Origin of the sequence: Asticcacaulis sp. AC402 (genome assembly GCF_000495835.1) — a bacterium.
Classification (GTDB): Bacteria; Pseudomonadota; Alphaproteobacteria; order Caulobacterales; family Caulobacteraceae; genus Asticcacaulis.
The window spans coordinates 1-13,879 of record NZ_AWGC01000026.1 but is presented as its reverse complement, the minus strand read 5'-3'; the positions used below and the strand labels follow the sequence as shown (position 1 = coordinate 13,879).

Here is a 13,879-nt window from a genome sequence, read left to right as displayed (position 1 = left end):
AATTTTATGAAATATTTATTTCCTGAATATAACTTTCTTTGTATAATATATACAATAAATATTTTTAGATGGTCATCCGAAAGACAATGAAGTGCGTAGAAGCTGCAACCAAGTTGTTGGTAACATGCCGACATGATGGTCGTGGCGTGCAATTTGCGCGCTTCAATTCTGATTCAAGGACTCTAAGCCATGACCGATCATTCCATTGAACTTCATGATATCGTCGATACGGCTGTTGCAGCCGGCGCGTTCACGACTCTGGTTGCCGCGGTCACCGCTGCCGATCTGGGCGCCGTATTGAAGGGCGAGGGCCCCTTTACCGTGTTCGCACCGTCCGACGATGCGTTCGCCAAACTGCCGGCCGGTACGGTCGAAGATCTTATCAAGCCGGAAAACAAGGCCAAGCTGACGGCGATCCTGACCCTGCACGTTGTTTCGGGCAAGGTCATGGCCGCCGACATTACCCAAGCCATGGACGCTGCCTCGGTCAATGGTGAGGCCCTGCACATCGACCCGACGGATGGCGTCAGCGTCAATGGCGCCAAGGTTACGACGGCCGATATCGACTGCACGAACGGCGTGATCCACGTCATCGACACGGTTATCTTGCCGAAAGCCTAGAGCGGTATGCGTTTTGATGGAATCAAAACCCCGCTCTAAGTTTTTTGTTTTGTCGCGCAATTTATCCGAAAAGTGCGTCACACTTTATCGGATTGCGCTCTACAGCGAACGCCCCTCTCGATTTTCGGACCGTGAGGGGCCATCGTCTTCGCCCGAGTTTATGTCCCCGTGTATTTTTTTTGAAGCCCCCGCGGCTTACGGCATTGATTTCGGCGTACTGGCTACGGGAAAAACCGCACTGATCGAAGCCAGTGAAGGCTATTCACGCGGAGCCTGCCACATCGGCAGTGAAGCCTGTGCCGAACCCATGTTCACGCGTTGGCTGCAGCTCCTTGCGTCGGTGTCCCCTGGCTGAGACCGGAACGTATCCTGTGACCCGTTCTGATCTTTGGCTTGGTATTCGCCGCCATTCCGCTTTCCCTTGAACCCTCACGCGAAGCAGGTTCAAATTGCGCCTGTCATACACACAAGGGATAAACCGTGTCCGATGATACCTGGACCGGCGGCTATGTCGTCGATGTCGAATACACGCACGGCTTCTATCCGGAGCTGGCGCCACTGAATCTGGCCATGGCCGCAAGCCTGGCCGGGCGGCGCGCGGTTGACGTGGACCAAACCTACACCTACCTCGAACTGGGCTGCGGCAACGGCTATTCGACGGCGCTACTGGCGGCGGCCAATCCACACGGCCAGTTCTGGGGCAATGATTTCAACCCGACCCATATCCTGAATGCGCGCGCTACGGCCCAGGCCGCCGGGCTCGACAATGTCACCTTCCTGGAAGCCAGTTTCGAGGACCTGCTCACCAGCGAACTCCCGGAGTTCGATGTCATCACCCTGCACGGTATCTGGTCCTGGGTCAGCGCCGAGAACCGCCACTATATCGTCGAACTGATCCGCCGCCGCCTCAAGTCCGGCGGGCTGGTCTATGTCAGCTACAACTGCCTGCCCGGCTGGTCGCGCATTGCGCCCTTGCGGCGGCTGATGAAGCTGGGTGTGACCAACGCGTCTGCACCGGCGCCGGCGCGGGTCGAACAGGCGCTCAGCTATGCCCGCGCCATCCGTGAGGCGGGATCAGGCTTTTTCGCGTCAACACCGGAAACGAGCGCCCTGTTGGACCAGTTGGCCAAGGAAAGCCCCACCTACCTGGCGCACGAGTACCTCCATGAACAGTGGTGGCTTTTTTACCAGGACGAGGTCGCCGACGCGCTCGGCCCGGCGCGGCTGGCCTATGTGGGACCGGCGCGGTTGATGGACGGATTCGACCAGTTCAATTTAAAGCCGCCGCAGCGCGCCCTTCTTGCCGCCCCCGATGCGCCCGCCGCAACCGAGGTGGTACGCGACTTTCTTCTGGACCGGCGCTTCCGCCGCGATATCTATGGCCGCGGCTGTCCCGCGCTGGCGCCCGCCGAGGTCTCGGCCTGGATGAACGGGCGGCGCTTCGCGCTGGCGCGTCTGCGCAGCCTGTGTCCCCTCAAGTTCCAGCGCCCAGGCGGCGAGTTCAACCTGACCCCGCAGGTCTTCGACGCCGTCCTCGATGGTCTGGTCGCCGGGCCGTCGACAATCGACCAGCTTCGCGCCCTGCCTGCGCTTAAGGCCATCGAAGCCCGGCACATCGAACAGTCGCTGGGCGTGTTGTGCGCCCTCGCCTACGTCCAGCCCGCCTTGCCGGCGCAAGGCGATGCCGCCCGCAAGGTGGTTACCGACCGTTTCAACGCCGCAGCGCTGCAATCGGCGGCGGCGGGCAGACCGGTCGCCGCCCTGGCCTCGCCGGTCACCGGAACGGGCATCCCGCTTCCCGGCCCGGAACAGGCGTTTCTGGCCGCCGTTCTGCGCGGCCAGGCCCCGGAAGCCCTGGCCGAAGCTATGGCGCCCGACTCCGAAGAGCAACGCAACGCCCTGCGCGCCCGGGCACAGACCTTCGCGCGCGAGGGGATAGGTGTGCTCATGGCTTTGCAGGTGATCTAAAGAACTGCAATCTAGAGCGGGGTTTTGATGGAATCAAAACCCCGCTCTAAGTTTTTGTTTTGTCGCGCAATTTCTCCGAAAACGGGCGCGCCCGTGCGGTGGCGTCCACTTTATCGGATTGCACTATAATACCTATCAACGAAAAGATTGACACATTGACAGTAGGTAGACCCCTCCGCCTCGAGCCTCGCCGGCAGGCAGCGCTGCGCCCTTTGGGCTCGCTTGCTCGGCACCTCCCCATTTAAAATGGGGAGGAGAAGAAACCATTGAACATATTCTTTTTTCTCGTCCCCATCCCTTCGATGGGGAGCGGGGTGGCCCGTGCCATGGCGAGCAAGCGGAGATCGAAGATCGTAGCGCGTCGAGACGGAGGGGGCCCCTTGCGGAAAGAATGTCAAAGTCAAAGTGGGTGGATATAATACCAAGCCTCATAAAGAATGACGCTTGGTATTCGCATTCTTTCAGCTCAAACGCCGCCGCAAGGGCGGCCCCGATGGCTCCTCGCAAAAACTGGAGCTCCCCAGAAACGTGCGGTGGCGCGCTTGCCAACCCGCGATGAGTCAAGGTCACGGAGGGACGGCATAACATATGTACTAAAAATATGTACTTATTGCGCTTTCGATATGTCCGTGATACGTTGACTCGACAGGTATCACGAGGTTCGCCGTGGGAATCGCCAAACTCTTCATGACTGGGCAAAGCCAGGCCGTTAGGCTGCCCAAAGCGTTTCGCTTCGAAGGCACAGAAGTCGAAATCCGCCGCGATGACGTAACCGGCGAGGTCATACTGCGGCCTAAACGTCATGACTGGTCCGATTTTTACGCCCTGGCAGACCAGACCAAGATACCGGCTGACTTCCTGGGCCAAGAAGACCGTTTGAAAGATGATCCTTCGGTTGATCCCTTTGCCGGTTTTGACGAATGAGCCAGTATATGCTGGACACCAACATGGTCAGCCACGTCCTGCGCGGCGACATCAAATCGGTCCGTGAACGCCTGGACCAGACGGTGGCCCTTGGTGGCACCATCTCGCTGTCCGTCATCAGTCAGGCTGAGTTGTTTTATGGCTGGGCCCGGCGCGGACATCCGGCGGCGCTAGGCAAACTTATCGGCGGATTTCTTGTCGGGGTCGAGGTTCAGCCCTGGACCGAGGCTGTCGCTCGTTGCTACGGGGATCTTCGGGCTTCGTGTGAAGCGGCGGGTGTGAACCTGACGACCTCGGACATGATGATCGCGGCCCACGCCAAAACCCTGGGCGCCATCTTGGTCTCACGCGACAAGGCGTTTCAACATATCAGGTCTTACCTGGCAGCCTTGGAAGATTGGACGGTCGATATCTAGAGCGGGATGAGTTTTGATGGAATAAAAATCCCGCTCTAAATTTTTGTTTTATAACGCATTTTGTCCGAAAACGGGATCGCCGGCGCGGTGGCGTCCAATTTATCGGATTGCGCTATAGCCTATCCTGTATTGCGCAAAGCGCTGGCCACGCCGCTGACCGTCAGTTGCATGGCCAGCTTGACCAGCTTGTGCTGGTTGCCGGCGCGGCGGACGGCGAACAGATGCGCTTGCAGCCGGTTCAGCGTATCCAGCAGCGGCCGTGAGCGCTCGATCTGGTGGCGCAGCCGTTCATGAGTCGACAGCAGGGTCTCGGCACCACGGATACGCTTGATCAGCGCAACCGTGTCGTCAAACTCGAAACGAATCTGAGAAAAGATGCGCTTCGCCTCTTCCGGTTCGGAAGCCAGCGGCAGGTAAAGGGCGGCGATATCCATATCCGCCTTGGCCAGGGCCATTTCCATATTGGCCAGGAAAACATCGAAGAAGTCCCAACCGACCATTTCGGCAAGAGTCGCGTCGTCGATGCCGGCTTCGCGTACGGCAGCGGCAAAGCCATACCATCCCGGCAGCATCAGGCGCGCCTGCGACCACGAGAACACCCACGGGATGGCGCGCAAATCCTCGATCTTGTCCGATGCCGTCCGCGACGCCGGCCGCGAACCGATCTTCAGGTCGGAAATCTCCGAGATCGGCGTCACCGAGCGGAAAAAGCTGAGGAAGTGCGGGTCGTCATAGACCAGGCCGCGATAAGCCTTGAACGAGGCGTCGCACAGCTTATCCATGACCGGAGCGAACGCCTTTTCCAGCTTGATGTCGGCGTCATGCTCGGTGCCGCGCGGCACGGTCGCCAGGAAGGTGGCGGCCGCGAAGCTGTCCAGAGTCTTATGCGCCGTCGTGACATTGCCGAACTTGCGGGCGATCATTTCGCCCTGCTCCGTCACGCGGATCTGGCCGTTCACCGTACCCTCGGGCTGGGCGAGAATGGCGGCAAAGGCCGGACCACCACCGCGGCCGACCGAGCCGCCGCGACCATGGAACAGGCGCAGCTTGACCCCGGCCTTGTCGCAGACATCCTTGACGGCCTTGGAACCCTTGTGCAGGTTCCAGCGCGACGCCGTGTAACCGCCGTCCTTGTTGGAGTCGGAGTAGCCGAGCATGACTTCCTGAATCGCCGGCCGGCCCATTAGCGATCGGACGGCAAAACTGCCTAGCCACTTCTTCATGATGTCGGGTGCGGCTTCCAGGTCGCCAATGGTTTCGAACAGCGGCGAGATCTTGATCATGGTGTGCGGCTGCGGGCCACCGCGGACCAGGCCGGCCTGTTTAAGCAGGACCAGCGGCTCGAGGATGTCCGAGACCGAGGCCGCCTTGGAGATGACATAGGCGCCGAAGGCCTCGGGGCCGTAGACCTTGATCAGGGCAGCAGCGGCATCGACAATACGCAGTTCCTTGCGCGTCTCGTCGGAGTACTTGGCGAAGTCCCAACGCAGCAGGCGGTCATTGGTCAGTTCGGCGAACAAGAGCGAGCAGCGCTCGCTTTCCGACATGCCGAGATAGTCGACCAGTTCCGACGACTGGGTGAACAGCTCAGCGATAACGCGCTCATGGACGTCGGAATTCTGCCGCAGGTCCAGCGCCAGCAGGTGGAAACCGCACGAGCGGGTTATACGGATCAGGGTCTTCAGCGTGCGGCCGATCATGCGCCGGCCGCCGCGTTCGACCAGGCTGTCGCGGATGATTCGCAGGTCGCTGCTGAAGGCCTCACCGCTATCATAGGCCGGCGCCAGCGAAGCGCCGTTGATTGCCGGCTCGCCCAGGAGCTGGGCGCGTGTGCACGTCAGGCGTTGTTTAATATGGGCGAGGGCGCGGCGATAGGGCTCATCGATGCGGTGGATGTCGGTGTTCATCGACTTACGCGCCAGGTCGTTTACGAAATCGCTGGCCGGGGTCACTTCGTCGGATACAGTAAGTTCACGGGCCAGTTGGTCCAACTGCTGGACGTAGAAGTCAAACATCACAGCCGCCTGGGTCTTGAAGGCGTAGTTGAGCGTGACCTCATCGACGTGGGGGTGGCCGTCGCGGTCGCCGCCGATCCACGAACCCAGCTTGATGATATTGGGCAGTTTGCCGTCATGGGGAATGTCGCGGCCCCATTCATTGTACAGCGTGACCAGAGCGGGCAGGACCGACCGCTTGACGGCGCCGACCAGGTTGTTGATCTCGTCCTGGACGGTGATCCGCTCCGGCCGGTTCAGGCGCGTGTTCCACAGAAGCGACACCGCGCGGTAAAGGTCGTCCTCCAGCTGAGCGCGCTCGGACGGGTTAGTGACCTTTTGGTAGGCCTGCAGCAACTGGCTTATTTCGTATTCGCGCTCGACCACACTGGCGCGGCGCATCTCGGTCGGGTGAGCGGTGAAGACCGGCGAGGCCAGCAGTTCCGACAGGACGGTTTCGACCTCCTCGGCCTCAAGGCCGCCGCGCTGCGCCGAACGGACGGCATTGGCGAGGCTGACCGGCTTGACCTGTCCTTCGGAGTCGATGAAGGTGTCGATCTGCCCCAGTTGCGACACGTCATCAACGATCACCTGCAGCGTCGACTGGCAGGTCAGGATGCGCGCCGCATGGGCAGCCTGCGATTCTGATAGACTGGAAAAATCGAAATCCAGCAGTTTCAGCGCCTCGATCTTATCGAGCACGCCGCCGCGCCCCAGGTCAGTGACGGTTTCATTGAGATAGCCATCCAGAAGGGCGGCATTGTGTCGGACGTGATCGACGACGGTCTCATTCATGGCCTGAAAGCCTTCAAAAAGTTGCTTCTACCCGTCAGGGCGGGATGTGTTTTGATGGAATCAAAACCCCGCTCTGGCTTTTTGTTGTGTCGCGCAATTTTTCCGAAAACGGGAGCGCCCGTGCGGGTGCCACACACTTTATCGAATTGCGCTCCAGATCCTTCACCCGTGGCGGTGCGGATTTTTGTCTTCAACAACAAGCTTAGTGATATTTTTGTGCAGCGCAAGATGACGTAACGCCAACGCAATAGGTTTGGCTTACATGACCAATAACTTCAATAGGTTGCTGGTGAAAAATTTGTGGTTGCAGTCGCAACAAGCCGCGTTCATCCAATTCTTAACGGTTTCGCGATAAGCTTACTATCCAATGAGCCTTAAGAAACTAAGCGGATACATCCATGGCCAAAGCCACCTACCACCGTCATCAGCGCGTCTTTGTTGAGCCCGTCGGCACCTGGGCTGTCATCGACAAGGTCAATCCGGTGTGGGTAAAGGGCTTCGACGAGCCGGTGCGGGTGACCTACGACTGTGGACTGGGCCGCGACTTTGCCGAGGGCGAGCTGATTCCCGAAGCCGAGGCCGAGGCACGCGACAGTGAGATGGGCAACTGGCGCCTCATGCGCGCCCGCAACAAGTGGCAGAGCCCCGAAGAATCGCGCAACCATCCCTTCCCTGGCACCTATCCGGTCGTCGTCACCGATGTGAACGACTGGGGCGGTTGGCGCGTGCCCGGTGCGGAATATGAACGTGATCCGGGCCTGATCGAGATGCAGGCACGGCTGATCGCTGCGGCACCACGTTTGCTGAAACTGATCAAGGACCTGCGCGAATACGCCCGTGACAACAGCGCCGAGATCGACGACGACCTGTTGAAGCTGGCCAAGCGTGCGGAACAGCTGCGCAAAGCCGTTGAGCAAGAAACCAACGATACGAAGGTTGCAGAGTAAGCTTTTTGCGCATTGCCTTCGGCCGGCGACGCCCCATATGGTCCGGGAGCACCTCCATCCGGACCCGATCATGCGCACTGAACAGCCTCCCGTCATTCGCCTCGTCGACTACAGGCGTCCGGATTTCCTGATACCCGCCACCGAACTGACTTTCGAACTGGCGCCGACCGCCACGCGGGTGAAGGCCCGCCTCACCCTGCACCGCCAGGGCGCCGCCGATGCCCCGCTGGTCCTGATGGGCGAGCGGCTGAAATTGATCTCGGTCGCTATCGACGGTCAAACGGTGACGGACTTCACCGTCACGGACCAAACCTTGACGATCGCTTGTGTCGCTGACCAGTTCGTCCTCGAAACCGAGGTCGAGATCAACCCGTCCGACAACAAGACCCTGGAGGGGCTGTACATGTCGTCGGGCCGCTATTGCAGCCAGTGTGAGGCCGAGGGCTTCCGCAAAATCACCTACTATCTCGACCGGCCCGACGCGATGAGCAAGTACCGCGTCCGCATCGAGGCGCCGAAGGCTGGCTTTCCCCATCTGCTGTCCAACGGCAACCTGATCGCGGCGGGCGATGCGGGCGATGATCGCCATTTCGCCCAGTGGGAAGATCCGTTCAACAAGCCCAGCTATCTGTTCGCCCTGGTCGCCGGGGAACTGGATGTGCTGGAGGATGGCTTCACCACGGTTTCCGGTCGTGAAGTCGCCTTGCGGATCTATGTTGACACCGGCATGCGCGATCGCGCCGCCTATGCCATGGACGCCCTGAAACGATCCATGCGCTGGGACGAAAAGGTCTATGGCCGCGAGTACGACCTGGACCTGTTCATGATTGTCGCCGTCCGCGACTTCAACTTCGGCGCCATGGAAAACAAGGGTCTGAACATCTTCAACGCCTCGCTGCTGCTGGCGGATTCGACCACGGCGACCGACCTCGATTATGAACGCATCGAGTCGGTCGTGGCCCACGAGTATTTCCACAACTGGTCGGGCAACCGTGTCACCTGCCGTGACTGGTTCCAATTGTGCCTGAAGGAAGGTTTGACAGTTTATCGCGACCAGGGGTTTTCGGCCGACCAGCGCGGCCACGCCGTCCAGCGCATCAAGGATGTGCGCGCCCTGCGGGCGCGCCAGTTCCCGGAAGATTCCGGCCCCCTCGCCCACCCGGCACGGCCGTCGTCCTACGCCAAGATCGACAATTTCTACACGGCCACCATCTACGAAAAGGGCGCCGAAATCGTCGGCGTACTGCGCACCATCGTGGGTGCCGACACTTACCGCCGCGCGCTGGACCACTATTTCGCGACGAACGATGGCACCGCGGCAACCCTGGAAGACTTTATCGCCAGTTTCTCGGCCGTCACAGGCGAAGACTATTCTGGCATGCTGAACTGGTATACCCAGGCCGGCACACCACAGCTTCACATCGCCTCCAGCTATGACGCCGCCGCCCAGACACTGACGCTTCGCCTGACCCAGACCACGCGGCCGACACCCGGTCAGCCGACAAAGCAGGCCCTGCCCATCCCGATCCGTCTGGGTCTGCTCAGCGAAGCCGGCGAGACGCTTACCTTCGATAGCGGCCAGACCGAGACCCTGATCGTGCTGCGCGAACCCAGCCGGGACGTCGTGCTGACGGGCGTTGCCGAAACGCCGGTCATCTCGGCCCTGCGCCATTTCTCGGCACCGGTCATACTGAATCTGGACGAAGCGGACAGCCACGCCTTCGCGCGTTTGCGCGGTGATCCCGATCCGTTCAATCGCTGGGAAGCGGCGCAGGGCCTGGCGCGGACCATTCTGCTGAACCCCGAACCGACACAGGCCTCGATCGATGCCTTCGCCGCCGGGCTGAACGCCGCCCTGACCGACGACGCCCTGGAGCCGGCCTTCAAGGCGCTGATCCTGGGCCTGCCAACCGAAAGCGACCTGGCCCAATCGATCCTGCCGGTCGACCCGGCCTTCCTGCACGCCAGCCGCAAGCGGTTCAAGGCCGCCCTGTCTGTGCAGGTAAAGGATACGCTTGAGGCGCTTTACAAGGCTATCGCCACCCCAATAACCTTTTCGCCCGACGCCCGGGCCGCCGGCAACCGCGCCTTCCGCAATGCCCTGCTCGACCTGCTGCTGGCCGGGCATTCAGACGATCCGCAGATGATCGCCCTGGCCGAAAACCACGTCAAGACCGCGACCAATATGACCGACACGGTCGGCGGTTTGATCGCCCTGATGCCTGTTCAGGGCGCGCCCTACCAGGCAGCACTGGACGCCTTTTACGCCCGCTTCCGCCACGAACCCCTGGTCATGGACAAGTGGTTCTCGCTGCAGGCTGCCTGCCCGCATCCCGACACCCTGGCCCGGGTCGAAGCGTTGCAAAACCACCCGGATTTCGACGCCAAAACGCCCAACCGCTGGCGCGCCCTGGTCGGGGGTTTCGCCGCCAACCAGAGTGCCTTCCACCATCGCGAAGGCAAGGGTTACGCGTTCCTGGTCAAACAGGTGCTCACCGTAGACAGTTTCAATCCGATGACCGCCGCAAGGATGATTGAACCGCTGTCGCGATTCCGCAATTATGTCTCGCCCTACAAGGAGGGCATGCAAAAGGCGCTGGAGACCATCCTGGCCCAAACCAACCTGTCGAAAAACGTGGCTGAACTGGCAGGCAAGGCGCTAAACGGATAGGGACGACCGGAGCGCTTTTCAACCCGCGATGAGTCAAGGTCATTGCGGCCAGGTAGGAAACGCGCCTTTACAAAAAGCAAAGATGCTCCAGGGTTGTTAACCAATCCTAAGCCAAATCCTTCGAAAGATCGATTTTGTCCAGTTACGCGTAATTTCAGGAGACAATATTGGCGGGCCTCGAACGTGTTCGGTTCCTGGTGGTGGACGATAACGCCCACATGATCAATATTGTCAAAACCATCCTGCGTGGTTTTGGCGCGACCCAGATATTCGAAGCGCGCGATGCCACCGAGGCCTTCCACCGCCTTAAACACGACTCGATCGACATCGTCATCACCGACTATCAGATGGAGGTGCTGGACGGGGTCGAGTTTATCAAGCTGGTGCGCAACTCGTCTGACAGTGCCAACCGTTATGTCCCGATCATCATGCTGACCGCCCACTCGGAACGCTCGCGGGTGCTGTCGGCGCGCGACGCCGGAACCAATGAGTTCTGCTGCAAACCCGTCACCGCCCAGGAACTGCACCGCAAGGTCGTCGCCATCGTCAATCATCCCCGGCCATTCATCAAGACCGTCGGGTATTTTGGGCCCGACCGCCGCCGCAAGATGGACGCGAAATATATGGGACCAGAACGCCGCGAGGGCTGGAGCCAAGACCACAAACCGCCGGTCAACAAGAAAAGCAACGTGACTCAGGACACCCACGACGCCAACGAGGACGTCGCGTAGCTTTATTCACGCCACACGGCAGCTCAAATCGATATAGAAATAGCGGTTGATAACAGAAATTTAGAAAGACTTAAGACTCTCGACAATAGCTTAACTCAGCGTTTACCCTCTGACTTGCATGCGAATCACGGTGGGATATTAAGTGGCGTCTGGACGTCAACATCAGCGATCGTCCGCCCCCGTGACAGGCGCCGCATCGGTGCGCCGGTCGCGCGACGAAGGCGTGTCGCAACCCCAGCACGGCGGCTTTAAGCAGGCCTTGAAAAGCTCCGCCATGACCATGGCGACCTACCCCGTCGGCAATTCCATGCCCCTGTGGATCCGCCTGGGCGCTCTGGGCCTGACGCTCGGGCTGGTCCTGTTCATGGGGCTGTCCACCCTGCAACTGAACAACAGCGCGTCGGCCGATGAGGACAGCGAAGGCCGCGCCCTGCTGGCGGCGGCGCAACTGACGGCGGCGCGTGCCGAAACGCGTTTGACCGCGGGACGGATGGCGCTGGACGCCGCCGCCCTGCACCTGGCGGCACGGCCCGACGATCCGCTGACCGCCACCGAGCAAGGGCTGAAACTGTCGCGCGGCGCCGCGCTCAGCGTCACCGTCATCAGGGACGGCGCGGTTGCCGCGACCAGCGGCAGCGACGAAGCCAGCCTGGTTCTGCGCGCTGGCCGGGACGGCACCGGCACCGGCCTTGTCACGCTCAACTCACGCCTTACGCCACAACCGCGCCCCTACATCGTCAGCAGGGCCGGCAACCTGGCCGTGGTGGCGCGTCTGAATGGCGAACTTGCATCGCCGGTTGCCAATTGTCTCAGTGTCCTGGTCGACGCCGGCGGCGTCATTGTCGCATCCTCCGAGGAAAAGCTGATCGGCCAGGATATCAAGGATGCCTTGGATGTCAGCTACAACCAGCTTCGCGCCCGCGCCGACAGCCGTGACCTGATCCAGGGCGCGCGCGATGGCGCAGGCTTTGTCAAACTGGCCTCGGCGCCGCAGGGCGACGGCCTGATTGCGGTCGCTGGCCTGCCGACACAACAGTTCTATTCGTCCTCGGCCAACTGGATAAAGGGCCTGATCTTCGTCGGCGGGCCCTTGCTGATCGGCGCCCTGTTCGGCGTTCTGCTGGTCTTTCAGGCGCGCAAGAGTCAGTCCGATGCCCTGCAGTTCCGGGCCAATGAGCAGCGTTACCGCCTGGCGGTCGAGGCGGCGCGCTGCGGCATCTGGGACTGGGACCTGGAACAGGACCTGATCTACATGTCCGACGTCACCGGCGTCATGCTGGGCTGGGGCGGCGGGGGCGTCGCCACGACCGGTGAGTTCGTCAACCGGGTGGCGCCGGAACACCGCGCCGACGTCATGAAGGCCCTGGACACGGCCCGGCTGAAGGGCGCCTTCGATGTCTCCTTTCGCGTCCCCAATGCCGAGGGCAAATCGATCTGGGTCGATGTCCGCGGCCAGTCGGTTGGCGCCCGCACGCAACTGGGGTTCATGCGGCTGAACGGCGTGGCGCTCGACGTCTCCGACGAGCGCATGGCCCAGTCGCGGGCCCAACGCGCCGAGGCCCGCCTGCTCGATGCTATCAATTCGGTCAGCGACGCCTTCGTGCTGTGGGACCGCCGCCATCGCCTGCTGATGTGGAACACGACCTTCGGCGAGACCTTCGGCGTCGATGCGCGGTTCCTGCGCGTCGGCACACCGCGCGAACTGATCGACCAGGTAATGCAGATCGCCATTCGCCGCCATCAGCCGGCGCCGGATGCCCGTGACGGCGTCTATGAAGCCGAGTTAAACAACGGACGCTGGATCCAGATTTCGGAAAGCCGCACCCTGGAAGGCGGCCGTGTTTTGACCGGCACCGACATCACCGCCGTCAAGGTCCAGGAAGAGTTCCGCCGCCGCAACGAGGAGGAACTGCAGGCCCTGGTCCAGAAGCTGGAACAGGCGCGCCAGCAGCAGATGATCCTGGCGCGCAAGTACGAGATGGCCAAGATCCGCGCCGAGGCGGCCAATCATGCCAAGAGCGAATTCCTGGCCAATATGTCGCACGAACTGCGCACGCCGCTGAACGCCATCAACGGCTTCTCGGAAATCATGGCGACCGAGATGTTCGGGCCGCTGGGCCATGCCCGCTACAAGGAATATGCCGGCGACATTCTGGGCTCGGGTCAACACCTGCTCAGCCTGATTAACGACATTCTCGACATGTCGAAGATCGAAGCGGGCAAGATGAGCCTGCGTTTCGAGCCGGTCAGCTTGGACGAGGTGATCGAGGATACCCTGCGCCTGGTGCGCCAGCGGGCGGAAAAGGCCGGGCTGAAGATGCGGGTCCACATGCCGCAGTTGCCCGAGATCGAGGCCGATTTCCGCGCCCTGAAGCAGATCCTGCTGAACCTGCTGACCAATGCCATCAAGTTCACGCCGCAAAACGGAACGGTGACCGTGTCAGCGGCCATGACCGACGCCAATGTCCACATCACCGTGGCCGATACCGGCATCGGCATCGCCGCCCGGGACATGGAGCGCCTGGCCAAGCCGTTCGAGCAGATCGAGAACCAGTTTTCCAAGACCAGGGAGGGTACGGGCCTGGGCCTGGCCCTGACCAAGTCGCTGATCGAGATGCACCACGGCCGGCTGGAGATCGACAGCAGCGAAGGCCAGGGCACGACGGTCAATGTCATTCTCCCGATCCACCAGAACGGCCAGGCTGTCCGGGACGAAGACGACGCAGCGGCGGCGTAGCTGTTACAGCGCAATCCGAAAAGCAGCGTCCACGTTATCGGATTGCGCTCGAATGCGGGCGGTATTTCCCGTCTT

At 61.1% G+C, this 13,879-nt stretch carries 10 protein-coding genes; 9 read left to right on the top strand and 1 reads right to left on the bottom strand.

Annotated elements, in window-relative coordinates; all coding sequences use genetic code 11:
- Positions 1–189: 189 nt before the first annotated feature.
- From ABAC402_RS34515 to ABAC402_RS34495, 5 genes are all read left to right on the top strand, one after another.
- Positions 190–621 (top strand): fasciclin domain-containing protein, encoded by a 432-nt coding sequence (locus ABAC402_RS34515; protein ID WP_023450423.1) that lies wholly within the window; start codon positions 190–192, stop codon positions 619–621.
- A 16-nt stretch (positions 622–637) separates the two neighbouring features.
- Entirely contained in the window at positions 638–976 is a 339-nt protein-coding gene (locus tag ABAC402_RS40460) for a hypothetical protein (RefSeq protein WP_162148528.1), read from the top strand.
- 125 nt (positions 977–1,101) lie between these two features.
- On the top strand, positions 1,102–2,589 hold the full coding sequence (locus ABAC402_RS34505) for a class I SAM-dependent methyltransferase (protein WP_023450421.1): 1,488 nt from the start codon (positions 1,102–1,104) through the stop codon (positions 2,587–2,589).
- A 666-nt stretch (positions 2,590–3,255) separates the two neighbouring features.
- A complete protein-coding gene (locus ABAC402_RS34500; RefSeq protein WP_023450420.1) occupies positions 3,256–3,513 on the top strand; it encodes an antitoxin in 258 nt (85 codons plus the stop codon).
- Positions 3,510–3,929 (top strand): type II toxin-antitoxin system VapC family toxin, encoded by a 420-nt coding sequence (locus ABAC402_RS34495; protein ID WP_023450419.1) that lies wholly within the window; start codon positions 3,510–3,512, stop codon positions 3,927–3,929. Before ABAC402_RS34500 ends, ABAC402_RS34495 begins: the two co-directional genes overlap by 4 nt.
- Before the next feature lie 119 nt (positions 3,930–4,048).
- Here the strand turns inward: ABAC402_RS34495 and ppc are convergent, their stop codons facing one another.
- Complete coding sequence (gene ppc / locus ABAC402_RS34490; protein ID WP_023450418.1) at positions 4,049–6,718, bottom strand: phosphoenolpyruvate carboxylase; 2,670 nt, start codon at positions 6,716–6,718, stop codon at positions 4,049–4,051.
- Positions 6,719–7,116: 398 nt separating this feature from the next.
- On the opposite strand from ppc, the gene ABAC402_RS34485 reads away from it, so the two are divergent.
- From ABAC402_RS34485 to ABAC402_RS34470, 4 genes are all read left to right on the top strand, one after another.
- A complete protein-coding gene (locus tag ABAC402_RS34485) occupies positions 7,117–7,665 on the top strand; it encodes a hypothetical protein (protein ID WP_023450417.1) in 549 nt (182 codons plus the stop codon).
- A 70-nt stretch (positions 7,666–7,735) separates the two neighbouring features.
- Entirely contained in the window at positions 7,736–10,336 is a 2,601-nt protein-coding gene (pepN, locus tag ABAC402_RS34480) for an aminopeptidase N (protein ID WP_031235806.1), read from the top strand.
- 167 nt (positions 10,337–10,503) lie between these two features.
- Positions 10,504–11,067, top strand: a complete 564-nt coding sequence (locus ABAC402_RS34475; protein WP_023450415.1) for a response regulator — start codon at positions 10,504–10,506, stop codon at positions 11,065–11,067.
- Positions 11,068–11,209: 142 nt separating this feature from the next.
- Positions 11,210–13,804, top strand: coding sequence for a PAS domain-containing sensor histidine kinase (locus ABAC402_RS34470; RefSeq protein ID WP_235079980.1), 2,595 nt, complete (start codon positions 11,210–11,212; stop codon positions 13,802–13,804).
- Positions 13,805–13,879: the final 75 nt, after the last annotated feature.

What these genes read in the sequence shown, in the direction of transcription:
- ABAC402_RS34515 (WP_023450423.1), top strand. Translation starts at nt 190, where the DNA reads ATGACCGATCATTCCATTGAACTTCATGATATCGTCGATACGGCTGTT.
- ABAC402_RS40460 (WP_162148528.1), top strand. Translation starts at nt 638, where the DNA reads ATGGAATCAAAACCCCGCTCTAAGTTTTTTGTTTTGTCGCGCAATTTA.
- ABAC402_RS34495 (WP_023450419.1), top strand. Translation starts at nt 3,510, where the DNA reads ATGAGCCAGTATATGCTGGACACCAACATGGTCAGCCACGTCCTGCGC.
- ppc (WP_023450418.1), bottom strand. Translation starts at nt 6,718, where the DNA reads ATGAATGAGACCGTCGTCGATCACGTCCGACACAATGCCGCCCTTCTG.
- ABAC402_RS34485 (WP_023450417.1), top strand. Translation starts at nt 7,117, where the DNA reads ATGGCCAAAGCCACCTACCACCGTCATCAGCGCGTCTTTGTTGAGCCC.
- pepN (WP_031235806.1), top strand. Translation starts at nt 7,736, where the DNA reads ATGCGCACTGAACAGCCTCCCGTCATTCGCCTCGTCGACTACAGGCGT.